Origin of the sequence: Bacillus sp. GbtcB10, from assembly GCF_019091365.1 — a bacterium.
In the GTDB taxonomy this organism is placed as follows: domain Bacteria; phylum Bacillota; class Bacilli; order Bacillales; family Bacillaceae; genus Bacillus; species Bacillus altitudinis.
The window spans coordinates 1-240 of the sequence record NZ_JAGXJP010000354.1 but is presented as its reverse complement, the minus strand read 5'-3'; the positions used below and the strand labels follow the sequence as shown (position 1 = coordinate 240).

Here is a 240-nt window from a genome sequence, read left to right as displayed (position 1 = left end):
GATGAAAAAACGTAGGATTACAACGAAGTGATGCTTCATCAATTTGAAGCATTGGTTGCAGAAAAAGGCTACCCGTGGAAGCTTCGTCATCTTTTGCCGCGCATCTATTTAGCAGGCGAAGTAGCTGGTGTGTTAACAGCAGCTGGAGCAGCGATTTTAGACCAAGGCAAACAGATGCAGCCAGGTATCACTTTTTGCCCGCCAGAGGGAGATGCTGGAAGAGGGAGGGTCGCAACAAAC

1 pseudogene is annotated in these 240 nt (G+C 48.3%); it reads left to right on the top strand.

Annotation, left to right across the window (positions count from 1 at the left end):
• Window positions 1–15 precede the first annotated feature (15 nt).
• Window positions 16–240: pseudogene (locus KVT11_RS20475) on the top strand (ATPase); the annotation flags it as partial.